Here is a 15,077-nt window from a genome sequence, read left to right as displayed (position 1 = left end):
GTAAGAATCCGGCCAACTGGGCACCCTCGGAAGCGACTCGGGATCCCGCGAACACTGAACAGGTGAACTGACATGAGCGACCTGCTGGAGCGACTGCGAGGACGTGGCTGGCGGTTGACCTCCCAGCGCCGCGTCGTCGCGCAGGTGCTCGACGGTGACCACGTGCATCTGACGGCCGACGAGGTGCACGCGCTCGCGGCGAGGCGGCTGCCCGAGATCTCCCGGGCGACCGTCTACAACACCCTGGGCGAACTGGTCTCCCTCGGCGAGGTGATTGAGGTCTCCACGGCGGGCCGCGCGATGCGCTACGACCCCAACGCCCGCCATCCGCATCAGCACTTGGTGTGTTCCGGCTGCGGTACGGTCCGCGACGTCCACCCGAACGGCGATCCGCTGGCGGTCCTCCCGGCGGCGGAACGGTTCGGTTTCACGGTGTCCGACGTCGAGGTCACGTACCGGGGTCTGTGCCCGTCCTGCGGCTAGAACCCGTCCTGCGGCTGGAACCGCCGCCCTCAGCGCATCGTGGTGATCAGACCCGCGTCGATCGTGACGTCCGCGCCGGTGATGTTCGCGGCGCGTTCACCCGCCAGGAAGGTGACCAGGTCGGCGACCTGCTCGGGGGTGGTGAAACGTCCGAGCGGTGTGTCTCCCACCGCGGACGCCGCGACGTCCTCGGCCGGCCTGCCGGTGGCACGCGACATCGTCTGCGCCATGCCGCTCTCGCCGAGCCACAGGTCCGTCGCCACCGGGCCGGGGCTGACCGAGACCACGCGGACGCCCCGCGGGCCCAGTTCCTTCGACAGGCTCTTGGCGAGGTTCGTCAGGGCCGCCTTGACCGCCGAGTAGTCCAGCACCAGCGGGTCGGGCAGGAACGCGTTCACGGAACCCACCATCACGATCACCCCGGCGCCCCGCCCGACCATGTCCGGGACCGCCGCCCGCGTCGTACGCACCGCTGTCATGAATCCCAGCGCCCACGACGTGTTCCAGTCGTCCTCGGTGATGCCGAGGAATCCGTCCGGGCGGGGAGTCACCGCACCGACGCTGTTGACCAGGATGTCGACGCCTCCGCGTTTCACCGCCGCCTCGACCAGTTCGGCCGGCCCGGACGGCTCGGTCAGGTCGCCTCGTACGAAGGTGACCTTGCCGGCTTCGACCAGTTCCCCGAGCTCGTCGCTCAGCGATCGCGATCCTGCGACGACATGCGCCCCGGCGCCGGTGAGAGCGAGGGTGACGGCCAGACCGATCCCCTTGCTGGCGCCGGTCACCACGGCGGTCCTGTCACCCATCTCCATGTCCATCGCCGTACCTGCTTCCTGTCACCGGCGCCACCGTGGGCACGAACTGTCACGTCAGACTTGGGGTTCCGACTCCTCCAGACGCCACAGGTAGAGGCACGCGAGCGTCCGGTAGGGGCGCCACGGCTCTCCGATGCGTGTCGTCTCCACCGGTGCCGGGAGTCCGGGCAGGTCGTAGAGCTTCTTGACCGCTTGACGGATCCCCAGGTCACCGACGGGCAGTACATCGGGCCGGTGCAGGTGCCAGATCATGAACATATGGGCCGTCCACGTCCCGATGCCTTTCACAGCGACGAGCTGATGGATGACGTCGTCGTCGGGAAGGTCGTGCAGACGGTCGAGTTCGAGCTCGCCGGACAGGATGTGCTCCGCGAGCGAGCGCAGGGATTCCGTCTTCGCGTGGGACAGTCCGGCCGCGACACGCAGTGCTTCGGGATCGTCGTCGAGGACCTGCCGCGGTGTGGGAGTCCGGCCGCCGAAGCGCTCGATGATCTTGCGGTAGACCGCACGGGCGGCGAAGGACGAGATGTTCTGGCTGGCGATGCCCCTGATGAGGGCGCCGTAGCAATCCGTCGGCATCTTCGGATCGTTCGACATCGACGAATCCGGCGGCAGCGAGGGGCGGGGTCCGCCCCCGCGTGCCACGGCATCGATGACCGAACCCAGCACCGGGTCCGCGCGGCGCAGGTGCTCCTCCGGTCTCCTCACCTTCTGCTTGGTCATACGTCCAACGTAAAGCCGCACCGGTGGCACCGCGCGCGGGAACCGGGCCGGTGGAGCCCTGCGTACGCGCGTGACCCTACGGGAGATCGCCCCGGCTCTTCCTGACCCGGTCGCGGTGCGCGGCCTGCTTCGCGCGGTTGCCGCAGATCGCCATGCTGCACCAGCGGCGGGCGCGCCCCCGGGTGTGGTCGACGAACATCAGCGTGCACGCCGGGCCCTCGCACGCCTTGACGTCCGAGAGGTCCTCCTCGCTGAGGAATCTCGCGAGCGCCTCGGCGATGGGCAGCAGCAGCGACTCCGGCGAGCGCCAGCGGCGCAGCGTCCGCAGCTGAAGACCGGGGGCGTTCCCGCTTTCCGCGACGCCGAGTTGAAGGAATCCCTCGTCGCGCGCGAGCAGCCGGTTCAGCGGCGCCAGCTCCGCCAGGTCCCGCGCACCCAGGGGCCTGCCCCTGTGCGCGCGTACGAAGGCGCGGAACTCCTCCCGCAGACCCCGGGCCTGGGCGGCGACACTGTCGAGCTCGCCGGGCAGGGCCTGCTCACGCAGGGACACGAGCGTGTCGGGCGACACCAGTTCCGCCTGCTCCAGCCAGGCCAGCAGTCCGTCACCGTCCTCGATCCAGTCGACCGGTGTGTCGACGGGCGTGGCAACGGAGTTGAGGAAGTCCAGGCCGAGCGTGTCGGCCAGGAACAGCGCCGGAGCGTCCCGGGTCATGTCACCACCCCTTCCTGTCGCGCGAGCGCGTGGCGTCAACTCTCGAACGAGAGAGTAACCCCCTTGAGCCGCGTTGACAAGTTACGGTGCGATTCCTAACCTTGCTAGTGGAAGCAGAGCAGTTACCCCCGCCATTGAGCCAACTGCGGGATCAATGGAGCACTCCGGGAAACACATGCGGTAAATAACCTTCCCGGCAGCAATTGAGCAGTTACATGGAGCAGTCCTGAGGCGGCGGTGGCCGTGGGCCGTCGGCCGCCTCTCCGAGAAAGGTGAACGTCATGGCTGACATCGCATACCGCACGGCCGAGGTGGACGGTCTGAAGGTGTTCTACCGGGAGGCCGGAGCGCCCGACGCGCCCACACTGCTTCTGCTACACGGCTTCCCGTCGTCGAGCCACATGTTCCGCGACCTGATCCCGCTGCTCGCCGACCGCTTCCACATCGTGGCTCCCGATCTGCCCGGCTTCGGCAGGTCGGACATGCCCGCGCGGGAGGACTTCGACTACACCTTCGAGCACCTCACCGATGTGATGGACGGCCTGACCGAGGTACTGGGCCTGGACCGGTTCGCGCTGTACGTCTTCGACTACGGCGCACCCGTCGGATTCCGTATCGCCACCCGGCACCCGGAACGGATCACCGCGATCGTGACGCAGAACGGCAACGCGTACGAGGAAGGGCTGAGCGAGAACTGGGCCCCGGTGCAGGCGTACTGGAAGGACCCGTCGGCGGCCAACCGGGAGGCTGTCCGGATGCTCCTGCGGCCGGAGACGACGGTCTGGCAGTACGAGCACGGTGTCCCGGAGGTGACGCGGGTCGGCCCGGACGGATACGGCCTGGACAACCACTATCTCGCACGCGACGGCGCGCACGAGATCCAGCTCGACCTGTTCCTGGACTACGCGGGCAACGTCGCCCTGTACCCCGTGTTCCAGGAGTACTTCCGGACGAACAGGCCACCGCTGCTCGCGATGTGGGGCAGGAACGACCCGTTCTTCCTCCCCGCCGGGGCCGAGGCATTCAAGCGCGACATCCCCGACGCCGACGTCCGTCTGGTCGACACCGGCCACTTCGCGCTGGAGACCCACGCCGACGAGATCGCGGCGGCGATTGGCGGCTTCCTCACCAGCCGGCCGGCGCGCCCGGCGGCGGCCGACAACTCGACTCCGGTCGATTCGAGTCCCTTCGAGTCGATTCCGGCGAAGGAGAAGTGACATGCCGAACTCCGTAGCAGTGGTCACCGGAGCCAGTCAGGGTATGGGGCGTTCCACGGCGATCCGGCTGGCGCGGGACTTTTCCTCGATCGTCCTCGTCGCGCGCGACCGGGCCAATCTGGAGGACACCGCCGCCGAGGTACGGAAGGCCGGGGCCGAGGCCCTGGTGATCGACCTGGACCTCGCCGACAGCGGGGCGGCCGGGACGGTGGTCGAGCAGACCCTGGAGGCGTTCCACCGCATCGACGCTCTGGTCAACATCGCGGGCGCCGTACCGCAGATCGACCTGTTCGAGATGACGGACGAGCAGTGGGACGCCGGCCTGGCCCTCAAGCTCCACGGAGCGCGGCGGCTGACGGTCGCGGCCTGGCCCGCGCTAATGGAGTCACAGGGATCGGTCGTACTGATGTCGGGAAACTCCGCGATCTTCCCCAAGGCTCCCTACGCGGCGGTCGGCACGATCAACGCGGCGATCGCCGCCCTCGCGAAGGCGTTCTCCGACCGTGGCATCGCCGACGGCGTCCAGGTCAACAGCGTCCTGCCCGGCCCGGTGATGACGAACCGGCGCCGTTCGTACCTCGAACACTGGGCGCCGCTCCACGACATGACCGTGGAGGAGGCGATCGAGGAGTTCCCGCGGAAGGCCGAGATCGGACGCTTCGGCCGGCCGGAGGAGCTCGCCGAGCTGATGGCTTTCATCGTCTCGCCCGCGGCGCGCTGGATGACCGGGTCGACGCTTCGGATGGACGGTGGCGAGGTCAAGTCCGTCTGACAGCACGTACGTTCGCCGGCCGTGGCCGTATCGCCCGCGGCCGGCGCGCGCCGCCGGCCGACCGTCGTGACGATCGCGTCGCGCCCGGAGAGACCGGATCCCGGAGAGACCGGATCTCACCGCGGGACCGTCGCTCCCGCGCGTACCGGTTCAAGACGGATCACGACACCCTTCGACGTCGGCGTGTTGCTGACGTCGGCCACGCTGTCCAGGGGCACCAGCACATTGGTCTCGGGGTAGTACGCGGCGGCGCACCCGACCGCCGTCGGATAGGCGACCAGGCGGAAGCCCTCGGCGCGGCGTTCGATGTCGTCGTGCCAGACAGTGACCAGGTCCACCTCGTCGCCGTCGCTCAGGCCGAGCGCGTCCAGGTCGCGCTGATTGACCATCACGATCCGGCGTGAACCGTGGATGCCCCGGTAGCGGTCGTCCGTGGTGTACGGAATGGTGTTCCACTGATCGTGCGAGCGCAGCGTCTGCAGTACGAGATGCCCCTCGGGGGCGTCCAGCATCTCGAACGCGTTGCGGGTGAAGAGCGCCTTTCCGACGGCGGTGGGGAAAACCCCTTCGTTGACCGGGTTCGGCAGCAGGAAGCCCCCGGGACGGGTCGCCCGCGCGTTGTAGTTGTCGAAGCCCGGTACCACGCGGGCGATGCGGTCACGGATCGTTCCGTAGTCCCCCTCGAACTCCTCCCAGGGCACGGGCACCCGGTCCCCCAGCGTCATGCGGGCCAGCCGGGAGAGGATCGCCACCTCGCTGAGCAGCTGTTTGGAGGCGGGTTCCAGGCGTCCGTGGGAGCTGTGGACCTGGCTCATCGAGTCCTCGACGGTGATGAACTGCTCCCCGCCCGCCTGGATGTCCTTCTCGCTCCGCCCGAGCGTGGGAAGGATCAGCGCAGTGTCGCCGCAGACGGTGTGCGTACGGTTCAGCTTGGTCGAGATCTGGGCGGTGAGACGGCAGCGGCGCAGCCCCTTCTCGGTGACCGGGCTGTCGGGAGTGGCCCGTACGAAGTTGCCAGCGAGGCCGAGGAAGAACTTGATCCGCCCGTCGAGCATCGCCCTGATGGAATCCACCGTGTCCAGACCGTGCGCGGCGGGGGGCTCGAACGAGAACTCGCGGCCGAGGGCCTCCATGAACGTCTCGGGCATCTTCTCCCAGATACCCATGGTCCGGTCGCCCTGCACGTTGCTGTGGCCCCGTACGGGACACGGCCCGGCCCCGGGCTTGCCGATGTTGCCCCGCAGCAGCAGGAAGTTCACGATCTCCCGGATGGTGGCCACGGCGTGCTTCTGCTGTGTCAGCCCCATCGCCCAGCAGACGACGACCCGTTCGCTCCCGAGCACGGCGTCACGCAGCCGCTCGATCCCGGCGCGGGTCAGTCCGGTGGCCCTGAGGACATCGGGCCATGAGACGGTCGAGCGGATGTGCTCGGCGAACTCGGAGAAGTCCTTGGTGTGCGAGTCGATGAAGGCACGGTTGAGCACGGCGCCGGGCTTGGCGTCCTCGGCCTCCAGCAGCAGCAGATTCAGCGCCTGGAGGAGGGCGAGGTCGCCACCGAGACGGATCTGCAGGAAATCGTCGGCGATCACGGTCCCCCGGCCCACCACACCCCGGGGCTTCTGCGGATTCTTGAACCGCATCAGGCCCGCCTCGGGCAGCGGGTTGATCGCGACGATACGGCCACCCCTGCGCTTGGTCTCCTCCAGGGCCGAGAGCATCCGGGGGTGATTGCTGCCGGGGTTCTGGCCCAGGATGAGGATCAGATCGGCGTGGTGGATGTCCGACAGGCTCACACTGCCCTTGCCGGTGCCCAGCGTCTCGTGCAGGGCGGCGCCACTCGACTCGTGGCACATGTTGGAGCAGTCGGGAAGGTTGTTGGTCCCGAAGGCGCGGGCGAAGAGCTGGAGGACGAAGGCCGCCTCGTTGCCGGCCCGTCCCGAGGTGTAGAAGGCGGCTTCGTCGGGCGAGTCCAGGCTCCGTAGCTCGTCGGCGATCAGGCCCAGCGCCTCGTGCCAGCTGATCGGCTCGTAGTGGTCCGAGCCCGGCCGCTTCACCATGGGTTCGGTGAGCCGTCCCTGCTGATTGAGCCAGAGGTCCGACCGGCGGCCCAGTTCGGTCACCGAATGACGGCGGAAGAACTCGGGGGTGACGCGTCGCTCGGTCGCCTCGTCGTTGACGTGCTTGGCGCCGTTCTCGCAGTACTCGTTACGGTGCCGGCTCCCCGGCTCGGGGTCCGGCCAGGCACAGCCGGGGCAGTCGATACCCCCCACCTGATTGAGGTTCAGCAGTGTCAGCGCGGTGTGCCGGGCGGAGGTCTCCGCGAGGGAATAGTTGAGCGCGTGGGCGACGGCGGGAACGCCCGCCGCCCATTTCTTGGGCGGAGTGATATCAAGTTCGTTTTCGCTCGGTTCATCGGCCGGTCGCCTCTTCACCCGGATTGCCTTTCGCCTCAGCCGGTCGGCCAGTTGGGGACGTGCGGATGTTTCTGTCCCGAGTTCGGCCGGACATGGCTGTCGCGGATCGCGCCGCGCCACTCCCCGGTCTCTCGTCCCTGGCCCTCGATATATTCCTTGAAGGATTTCAGGTCTTTGTGCACCCGGCGGTGGACGACGCCCAGCGCGTTACCGGAGCGCTCGACGAATCCGCGGGGTGCGAAGTCGATCCGCAGCGTCACCCGCACACGGTCCTCGGCCAGTTCCAGGAACGTCACGGTGCCCGAATGAACGGGCCGGCCCATGCTGCGCCAGCTGACCCGCTCGTCAGGGCTCTGCTCCACGATCTCCGCGTCGAACTCCTGGGTCATCGGACCCAGCCGGGTCACCCAGTGGGTCATCGTCGAGCGTGGCCGGTCGATCCGTTGCACACCGTCCATGAAGCGGGGAAAGCTCTCGAATTGCGTCCACTGGTTGTAGGCCACGCGGACCGGAACGTCCACGTCGGAGGATGCCTCGATGGTGGTCATGGATGTCCCGATCCCTCCGCGCCGGATTGTGGCAATCGCCCGACAGAGACCGGGCCGAAAGAAAGCCCGGCACAGCGACAGCCTAGGGAAATGTGCCCGGGGCCGCTCCTGGAAGTGGGGCGGATGGCCCAGCCGACACGGATGGCACATCCGAGTGGCAGCGGTCAACGTTCTGGGATTGATTCGGTCTCACATTTCTAAGCCCGGCCGGCCGGTGATCTCACCGGTCCGACTTCTTTATGGTGGAGGTGTGCGCGATGGACCCCGGCAAATTCGCCGTGATCTTCCCCGATTCGGCGTTCGTGCCTGTGGTGCTGGGATTCTTCGGCCTCGGCACGGGCTATCTGATCTACGGTCCGCAGGAGCTGCTCCGCGCTCCGCGGCGGAATGCCGATGTCGACCGGGCGATGGGCGTATGGGGAATCTTCATGCCCGGCCTGTGCCAGTTGCTCGCCGGGATCTATCTCTTCGTCGGGCTCACCTGGTTCCAGGTGTTCCACGACAAGGCGCTGTTCATGGCGGCGCTGGCGTTCAGCGCGTACGGCATTCACTGGTTCGCGCTGGGCTGGAACCGTTTCCAGCGGACCGGGGTGAAGACGGATGCCGGTATGTGCGTGGCCTTCGTCATCCTGTCGGTGCTGGGCATGGTGGTCTTCTACAGCGCCGGGGCCTGGCCGGTCGGTCTGCTCTTCACCGGCCTCACCGGTGTGTACGTCACCAAGTTCTTCACCAGCCTGCCGTTCGACAGGCCCCGGCAGGGTGGGACCCGGGGGACGCTGGCGACCGCGGGCGAGTGGGGTCAGGGGTTCTTCCACACGATCACCGGTCTGTGGCTGATGTACCTGACCTTCGCGACGACGCTGAACATCACCTCGGGGTACACCCTCCCGGGCGGCTGATCCGCGCCCGGCCGGCCCGCGCGCCAGTGGTGTTCTTCGGCGAGAGTACGGCGCTGGGTGAACCGTACGGGGAACCCGTACCGCCAGTGCGTGCGTGGTCAGGTGTCGGCGGGCGGTGGGACGTCCTCGGGGCCTCCCGGTTCGCCCCAGGAGACGGCGATCATCGCCATGTCGTCGCCCAGCTCGCCGCCCGCGTACGCGAGCAGGTCGTCCAACAGGTGCTTGAGCAGGGCGGAGGGGCCTCCGTTCGACCGGACGGCCGAGCGCCCGGCCACCGCCGCGCTGTCGGCGAGTGGGTAGAAGTTGCCCTCGCGGTCCCGCGCCTCCGAGACCCCGTCGGTGTAGAGGAGCAGAGAGTCGCCCCGGGGGAAGGGGAAGGTCTCCTCCTCGTAGGACGCCTCGCCGAGCCCGCCGAGTCCCAGGGGCGGCGATGGTTTGCGGACCAGGAGGGGTGTCGCTGCCGCCTCGTGGATCAACAGCGGCGGCGGGTGTCCCATGTTGAGCACGTGGACCGCCTGCTCGTCGTCCGGGATGTCCACCAGCAGCGCCGTGACGAACCATTCGCCGCTCTCGTCCTGCGCGTGGTCGAGTTCCGAGAGACCCCAGTGGACGCTGCCCTCCAGATACGCGGCCAGCTCCGGCAGCGGCGCCTGCCGGTGGGCCGTTGCCCGGAATGCGCCGAGCATGATCGACGTGCCGTTGAGGGAGGTGAGTCCCTTGCCCCGGACATCACCGATGAGGAAGCGCGTCGAGTGCTCGGTGCGGGTGACCGCGAACAGGTCTCCCCCGATGCGGCTGTCGGGCTCCGCCGAGCAGTACTCGCTCGCGATCCGGAGCGGCCCCGCGTGCGGCGGCAACGGCCGCAGCAGGGCCAACTGGGTTGTCTCGGAGACCAGTTGGGCCCTGACCAACTGGCGCTGGTGCCGTTCGCGCAGATAACAGAAGAGGGTGACGAGCACCGAGACGACAACCAGCGAGACGATCTCCAGCACGACGCGTTCATCGCCCAGCGCCTGTCTTTCCAGACCCGCGACGATCTGGGACAGCACCGCAAGGCCCCCGATGGCCGCCACGAGCCGGGGCCCGCCGAACGCCGCGGTGAAGGTCGGCGCGACGACGAGCAGCGGCGCGACGTGAAGGTTCCGGGGCAGCCAGATGTCGATCACAGGCACCGCGACGACGATGGCCAGCGGCACAAGAATCAGGGCCCCACCCGCCATCGGAGGGGGCCTCAAAGCCGTAAACCCGGACCAGCTACGCATACCTCCTGCATACACCATTCCCCCGACGTGGCCGAACCGACCCGGGGAGGCGTACTGGCCCCGCGTTACGGGGTCAGCACGATCCGGCCGAAGACCTCACCGGCATCCATCTCGTGATGAGCCAGCGCGGCCCGGTCCAGCGGGAGAACGTCGTGGACCACCGCCTTCAGGTCACCGCGGCCCGCGGCGGCGAAGTGCTCACCGCGTACGGCACGCAGTTCCTCCGGGGGGACGGTGGCCGCGCTGAAGGTGGAGAAGGTCAGCGATTTCTGGAACGCGGCCATGAGCCCGGCCCCGAAGGTCGCGGGCGGCCGGCCCGCTACGGCGCCGACGGCGACCAGGCGTCCGCCGGGGTTGAGCCGGTCGAAGAACGCCGGCATGTTCTCGCCGGCCGCGACGTCGATGATGACGTCGTAGGCCGAGGGGGTGTCGTCCGCCGTGCCCATGCCCAGGCGGTCCAGCACGTGCGTCGCGCCCAGGCGGCGCAGGCGCTCACCACGCGCGGGCGACGACGTGGTGACCGCCACAGCCGCTGCGCCGTCGCGGGCTGCCAGCTGGACCGTCATGATGCCGAGGCTGCCGGCCGCGCCGCGTACCAGGACCGTTTCGCCGGGCGCGAACCGGGCGTGCGCGAGCCCGAAGTGCGCCACGGCACCCGCGCTGCCGAGGGTGACCGCGTCGACGGCGGACAGCTCGGCGGGCAGAGCGACGATCTCCTGGGCCGGGGCGACGGCCTGTTCCGCGTACCCGCCGCCGTTGCCCGTGGGCGCCCACACGCGTTGGCCGATCCAGGACATCTCGACCCCCTCGCCGACCGCGGTGACGACACCGGCCACCTCGCCGCCCGGCACATGCCTCTCCGCGAAACCGTAGTCGGCCAGGGCGCCGCTGCGGATCATCGTGTCCACGCCGCCGACGCCCGCGGCCTCCGTGGAGATGAGCACCTGTCCCGGGGCGGGTTCGGGTGCGGGCAGCTCGACGACCGCCAGGCCTTCGGGCCCTCCGTACGCCTTGATCACGATTGCTTTCATGTCGCCTCCAGGGGATCTAGGCTGGAACCGTAAGCGGACGCACGCGTCCGGTTGAGCGAAGTGAGAGCGATGACCGCCGAATGTCTCGGACTCTGCGCGCGGACGCGCTGGACAACCGCGAGCGCATCCTCGGCGCGGCGAGGGAGCTGCTCTCCGCCGAGGGCCTGAACGTGCCCACGCGGAAGATCGCCCGGCGCGCCGGGGTGGGGCCCGCCACCGTGTACCGCCGCTTCCCCGCCCGCCAGGACCTCGTCGCCGCTGCCTTCGCCGACCAGCTGCGCGCGTGCCGAACCATCGTCGACGAGGGGTCCGCCGCGCCTGACCCGTGGCAGGGCCTGTGTCTGGTGATCGAGAGGATCTGCGAGCTGCACGCACGGGACAGGGGCTTCACGGAGGCGTTCCTGTCGGCCTTTCCGGGGGCCTCCGAAGTCGCCGGGGGCCGCGAGTACACGGTCAGGGCCGTGGCGGAGCTGGCCCGGCGAGCCAGAGAGGCGGGGCGCCTGCGTGCGGACTTCGTGCTGGACGATCTCATCCTGATGCTCATGGCCAACAAGGGGATCCGTGCCTCGTCCGCCGAGGCGCAGGTCGCGGCTTCCCGGCGCTTCGCGGCCTATGTCATCGAGGCGTTCGAGGCACGCCCCCGGCACACACCCCTGCCACCAGCACCACGCCTGACCTCGGCTGCGACTCCGGACACGGTCTCCGTCGCGAGGCACGGGCCGACGGAGGAGTGAGATCGGGATCTGAGGGGTGGACATCCATGTGAACTCCCCGGTGGCCAGGAAGCGTTGCCCCGCCGCCTCCGGGGAACGCCGCGCGTCTTGCCGGAGGGGCTGGACGTTCTTGGACGAGTCCGACAACGAGTCGAGGTGCCGTGACAGGCGCCGTGGGGCAGACGGGACTTTCACCACACGCCCTAGGCGTCCCGGTACAGGTCCCGAACCTCGGCGCATCGCTGGAAGCCGGCCGCCTGGTAAGTGGCGACAGCGCCCGCGTTGGAGCTCGGGGTGCAGACGAGCGCGCTCGACGAGCCCAGTCTCCGGAGCGCGGACGCCGCGGCGACGGAGATCGCCTCGCCGTAGCCGCGGCGGCGATGGTCCCGGTGCACACCCATCGGTTCGAGCAACCCGGGCCTCCCCGGGCCGGCCGACCACACCGTCACCCCCGCCACCGCGTTGCCCCGGTCGTCGTACGCGATCAGACACCGGGCGTCGGCGTACGGCAATCCGGTCGCCATCGCGTGCCAGCGCTCGTCGGTGAACCTCGATCCGTCGAAAGCTCCCCGGTGGACGGCGGCGAACACATGCGCCTGCTCCGGCCCGACCACCTCGATCCGCGCGTGCGGGTCATCCACCGGCTCCGTGAGGTCGCGGCGCAGCGGTGTCCACGGCTCGTCGGCCTGCCAGCCGGCCTCGAACAGCAGGTCGTGTACGAGCGCGCCCACCGGCGCCTCGATGTTCGCCCTCCCCCGGGGCAGGACCGCGCGCTCCGGCGAGGTCACGTCCTCAGCCAGCCGGCGTGCCAGCTCCTCGTCCCGCCGGGCGTCCGGCGCGATCGTCAGCCGCAGGAGCCCGGGGCCGTCGAGCAGCCCGACGGCGAGGGTCTCTCCGTCCCGGCTCCAGGTCCTGACCGCCGCGGCGGTCGCCTCCGCGCCCGCCCGCCAGAACCAGCCCAGGTCGCCCGGATGCAGTTGCATCGGCGCCCCGTCGTACTGCCACTCCCGCAGCGCTCCCACGGCCTCGCTCAGCCCGTCGACTCCCGGCTTGTACAGCCCAATTGCCATACCTCCGATCACACACCACAGCCCCGGCGGTCGGCACCCGGTTTCCGACCGGCCCGCCCGTCCCGCGATTTCCGTGTACTGGCCGGTAGAGATCTATGCGCGGCAGTGCGCCCGCCTCTACCGTCGGGGCACCGTTCCCGGCCCGCCGACCCGGGTCGGGCGTCCCGTCGTACTCCCGTCGTACTCCCGCCCAGGAGGTTCAATGTCACCCCCCACCCCCCGTCGCTCCAGAAGCAGAGTCGCCATATTGGCCGTCGTCGCGGCCCTGGGAGCCGCCTCGTTCACCGCTCCTCCCCCGGCCCTCGCCTCCGCCGGCGCGGCCGCCGACGGGGAGTACCTCGTCGGGCGCGGCATCGCCGACGTCACCGGCGAGGCCGCCGAGACCGGGATGATGGGATATTCGAGCTTCGACCAGAAGACCTCCGGCATCCACCAGCGCCTGCGGTCGCGCGCGTTCGTCGTCGCCGACCCGGCGACCGGGAAGCGCGTCGTGTACGTCAACGCCGACCTGGCGATGGTCTTCCAGTCCGTGCGGCAGGGCGTCATCTCACGCCTGAAGGAGCGTTACGGCAGCCTCTACGGCGAAGAGAACGTGCTGCTGTCCGCCACCCACACCCACTCGGGGCCCGGTGGCTACTCGCACGACGTCGCGTACAACCTCTCCGTTCTCGGCTTCCAGAGCGGCACCTACCGGGCCATCGTCGACGGCATGGTCGAGTCCGTCGTCAAGGCGCACGAGGACCTGAAGCCCGGCACCATCAGCCTGGGCACGGGCACGCTCACCAACGCCAGCGTCAACCGTTCCCGTACCGCCTTCGACCGCAATCCGGCGGCCGACCGGGCCGCGTTCCCCGGAGCCGTCGACCCCGCCATGACCGTGCTGCGGTTCCGGCAGGGCGACAAGGAAGCCGGCGCGATCAGCTGGTTCGCCACCCACAACACCTCGATCACCAACAAGAACACGCTCATCAGCCCGGACAACAAGGGCTACGCCTCCTACTCCTGGGAGCACGACCTGGAGGGTGTGCGCTATCTCGACAACACACCCGGGTTCGTCGCCGCCTTCCCCAACACCAACGCCGGCGACATGTCCCCCAACCTCAACCTGAAGCCGGGATCCGGCCCGACCGAGGACGAGTTCGAGAACGCGCGCATCATCGGCGAACGCCAGCTCGACAAGGCCCGCACGATCTACCGGTCCGCGGAGCCGATCAGCGGCGGTGTCGACTCACGGCTCGCGTACGTCGACATGGAGAACGTGACGGTGGACGGGGCGTACACCCCGGACGGGCAGGAGCACCGCACCTGTCCCGCCGTCGTGGGCGCGTCCACGCTCGCGGGCAGCGTCGAGGACGGTCCGGCGATTCCCGGCTTCAACGAGGGCACACGCACGCCGATCGCCTCCATCATCGACGCGCTGCACGTCGACACCCCGTCCTGGCTGGCGACCTGCCAGTACCCGAAGGCGAGCCTGGTCCCGACGGGCCTGCTGAGCAACGTCCATCCGGTCACCCCGAAGATCCTGCCCCTGCAGATCATGAAGATCGGCGAGCTCCATCTCGTCGCGGGCCCGGGCGAGTTCACCATCGCCTCCGGCCTCCGTGTCCGCCGTACCGTCGCGGAGCAGCTCGGTGTCCCGCTCGACCGGGTGCTGCTCCAGGGGTACGCCAACTCCTACAGCCAGTACGTGACGACACCGGAGGAGTACGACAGCCAGCAGTACGAGGGCGGCTCCACCCTCTACGGCCGCTACACGCTGCCCGCCTATCAGCAGGAGTACGCACGGGTCGCCGCGTCCCTGCGCGACGGCAGCGAGCTCGACCGCGGCACGGCGCCGCCGGACGAGTCGGGGCGGCAGTTCAACTTCCAGACCGGTGTGGTCTACGACAATCCGCCCCCCGGTACCGCGTTCGGCGGTGTGATGACCCCGCCGGACCCGTCGTACGCCCGCGGCCGGACCGCGACGGTCGAGTTCGCCACCGGGCATCCGAAAAACAACGTCCGCCGGGGTGGCACCTTCTTGGAGGTACAGAGGCTGGTCAACGGGAAATGGGTGCGGACGCTGGACGACGGCGACTGGCGGACCACATACCGGTGGACGCGTATCAACGGTCTCACCGGCACGTCGAAGGCCACCATCACCTGGGACATCGGCGCGGACACCACTCCCGGTACCTACCGGATCGTCCACCACGGCGACTCGAAGAACCTCCTCGGAAAGATCACGCCGTTCACGGGGGCTTCCCCCGCATTCACGGTCAGCTAAGCCCTGTCCGGCGGACAGTCGACGAGAGCTGCGTCGGGGGCCTGCGGCGGACGTACGCCGCGGGTCCCCCGGCGACGGGGCCGCTGTCGGCGCCCGGCCGTTCACCCGTTCGGCCCCCGCGCGGCCGCATCGCCCGCGATGAGAGCAGCCCC

General features: G+C 69.3%; 14 protein-coding genes. 6 read left to right on the top strand and 8 right to left on the bottom strand.

From position 1 onward, the window contains the following. Positions 1–72: 72 nt before the first annotated feature. A complete protein-coding gene (locus IEY79_RS04225; RefSeq protein ID WP_189105897.1) occupies positions 73–483 on the top strand; it encodes a Fur family transcriptional regulator in 411 nt (136 codons plus the stop codon). A gap of 29 nt (positions 484–512) precedes the next feature. Here IEY79_RS04225 and IEY79_RS04220 read toward each other — a convergent pair whose 3' ends face one another. The 3 genes from IEY79_RS04220 to IEY79_RS04210 form a co-directional block, all read right to left on the bottom strand. Beyond that, positions 513–1,289, bottom strand: a complete 777-nt coding sequence (locus IEY79_RS04220) for an SDR family oxidoreductase (protein ID WP_308426645.1) — start codon at positions 1,287–1,289, stop codon at positions 513–515. A 63-nt stretch (positions 1,290–1,352) separates the two neighbouring features. Beyond that, entirely contained in the window at positions 1,353–2,021 is a 669-nt protein-coding gene (locus IEY79_RS04215; RefSeq protein WP_189105895.1) for a DNA-3-methyladenine glycosylase family protein, read from the bottom strand. A 76-nt stretch (positions 2,022–2,097) separates the two neighbouring features. Then, the gene (locus IEY79_RS04210) at positions 2,098–2,733 is read right to left on the bottom strand and encodes a CGNR zinc finger domain-containing protein (protein ID WP_189105894.1); all 636 of its coding nucleotides are present in this window, start codon (positions 2,731–2,733) and stop codon (positions 2,098–2,100) included. A 281-nt stretch (positions 2,734–3,014) separates the two neighbouring features. Here IEY79_RS04210 and IEY79_RS04205 point away from each other — a divergent pair, with 281 nt between their 5' ends. Both IEY79_RS04205 and IEY79_RS04200 read left to right on the top strand, forming a co-directional pair. Beyond that, the gene (locus IEY79_RS04205) at positions 3,015–3,950 is read left to right on the top strand and encodes an alpha/beta fold hydrolase (protein ID WP_189105893.1); all 936 of its coding nucleotides are present in this window, start codon (positions 3,015–3,017) and stop codon (positions 3,948–3,950) included. 1 nt (position 3,951) lies between these two features. After that, positions 3,952–4,722, top strand: coding sequence for an SDR family oxidoreductase (locus tag IEY79_RS04200; protein WP_189105892.1), 771 nt, complete (start codon positions 3,952–3,954; stop codon positions 4,720–4,722). Positions 4,723–4,838: 116 nt separating this feature from the next. On the opposite strand, the gene IEY79_RS04195 is transcribed toward IEY79_RS04200, so the two are convergent. Together IEY79_RS04195 and IEY79_RS04190 are read right to left on the bottom strand one after the other, a co-directional pair. Next, positions 4,839–7,154 carry an FdhF/YdeP family oxidoreductase gene (locus IEY79_RS04195; RefSeq protein ID WP_189105891.1) on the bottom strand — a complete coding sequence of 772 codons (2,316 nt, stop codon included), beginning with the start codon at positions 7,152–7,154 and terminating at the stop codon, positions 4,839–4,841. 17 nt (positions 7,155–7,171) lie between these two features. Then, entirely contained in the window at positions 7,172–7,684 is a 513-nt protein-coding gene (locus tag IEY79_RS04190; RefSeq protein ID WP_189105890.1) for an SRPBCC family protein, read from the bottom strand. A gap of 257 nt (positions 7,685–7,941) precedes the next feature. Here IEY79_RS04190 and IEY79_RS04185 point away from each other — a divergent pair, with 257 nt between their 5' ends. Next, a complete protein-coding gene (locus tag IEY79_RS04185; protein ID WP_189105889.1) occupies positions 7,942–8,583 on the top strand; it encodes a hypothetical protein in 642 nt (213 codons plus the stop codon). 98 nt (positions 8,584–8,681) lie between these two features. Here IEY79_RS04185 and IEY79_RS04180 read toward each other — a convergent pair whose 3' ends face one another. Continuing rightward, the gene (locus IEY79_RS04180; protein WP_189105888.1) at positions 8,682–9,803 is read right to left on the bottom strand and encodes a PP2C family protein-serine/threonine phosphatase; all 1,122 of its coding nucleotides are present in this window, start codon (positions 9,801–9,803) and stop codon (positions 8,682–8,684) included. 107 nt (positions 9,804–9,910) lie between these two features. Further along, on the bottom strand, positions 9,911–10,876 hold the full coding sequence (locus IEY79_RS04175; protein ID WP_189105887.1) for a zinc-binding dehydrogenase: 966 nt from the start codon (positions 10,874–10,876) through the stop codon (positions 9,911–9,913). A gap of 80 nt (positions 10,877–10,956) precedes the next feature. Between IEY79_RS04175 and IEY79_RS04170 the strand changes: the two genes are divergently transcribed. Next, on the top strand, positions 10,957–11,610 hold the full coding sequence (locus IEY79_RS04170; protein WP_189105886.1) for a TetR/AcrR family transcriptional regulator: 654 nt from the start codon (positions 10,957–10,959) through the stop codon (positions 11,608–11,610). Positions 11,611–11,792: 182 nt separating this feature from the next. On the opposite strand, the gene IEY79_RS04165 is transcribed toward IEY79_RS04170, so the two are convergent. Then, a complete protein-coding gene (locus tag IEY79_RS04165) occupies positions 11,793–12,659 on the bottom strand; it encodes a GNAT family N-acetyltransferase (RefSeq protein WP_189105885.1) in 867 nt (288 codons plus the stop codon). Between the two features lie 202 nt (positions 12,660–12,861). Between IEY79_RS04165 and IEY79_RS04160 the strand changes: the two genes are divergently transcribed. Then, positions 12,862–14,925, top strand: coding sequence for a neutral/alkaline ceramidase (locus IEY79_RS04160; protein WP_189105884.1), 2,064 nt, complete (start codon positions 12,862–12,864; stop codon positions 14,923–14,925). Positions 14,926–15,077 lie beyond the last annotated feature (152 nt).

The organism is Streptomyces camponoticapitis, from assembly GCF_014646115.1.
Classification (GTDB): domain Bacteria; phylum Actinomycetota; class Actinomycetes; order Streptomycetales; family Streptomycetaceae; genus Streptomyces; species Streptomyces camponoticapitis.
The sequence above is the reverse complement of the archived record's forward strand: the minus strand, read 5'-3'. Positions and strand labels throughout refer to the sequence as shown.